The sequence below is a fragment of the Pseudomonas sp. RA_35y_Pfl2_P32 genome (assembly GCF_963970735.1).
Lineage (GTDB): Bacteria > Pseudomonadota > Gammaproteobacteria > Pseudomonadales > Pseudomonadaceae > Aquipseudomonas.
On the sequence record NZ_CAXAQF010000181.1, the window covers coordinates 1 to 538 of the forward strand.

At 63.6% G+C, this 538-nt stretch carries 1 protein-coding gene; it reads right to left on the minus strand.

The window, feature by feature from the left end; translation table 11 throughout:
• Nucleotides 1–538, minus strand: a 538-nt coding sequence (locus tag AACY45_RS27755) for an aldehyde dehydrogenase family protein (RefSeq protein WP_339548674.1), incomplete at both ends; no start/stop codon positions are given.

The window sequence follows — 538 nt, forward strand, 5'->3', positions numbered from 1 at the left end:
CCCAGCGGTGTTTGCTCGGCAGGCTTGAGCACCACGCAGTTACCGGCAGCCAGGGCTGGCGCGAGTTTCCAGGCGGCCATCAGGATCGGGAAGTTCCACGGGATGATCTGCCCGACCACGCCCAGGGGTTCGTGGAAGTGATAGGCGGCGGTGTGTTCGTTGATTTCGGCAGAGCTGCCTTCCTGCGCGCGGATGCAGCCGGCGTAGTAGCGGAAGTGATCCGCCGCCAGCGGGATGTCGGCGTTCAGGGTTTCACGCACGGCCTTGCCGTTGTCCCAGGATTCGGTGATGGCCAGGACTTCGAGGTTCTGCTCGATGCGATCGGCGATTTTCAGCAGCACCAGGGAGCGGTCCTGGACCGACGTCTTGCCCCAGGCATCGGCGGCGGCGTGGGCAGCGTCCAGGGCTTTTTCGATGTCTTCAGCGGTGGAGCGGGGGAATTCGGCAATCGGTTGGCCGTTGACCGGCGAGGTGTTGGTGAAGTACTGGCCTTTGACAGGCGCGACGAACTCGCCGCCGATGTAGTTACCGTATTTGC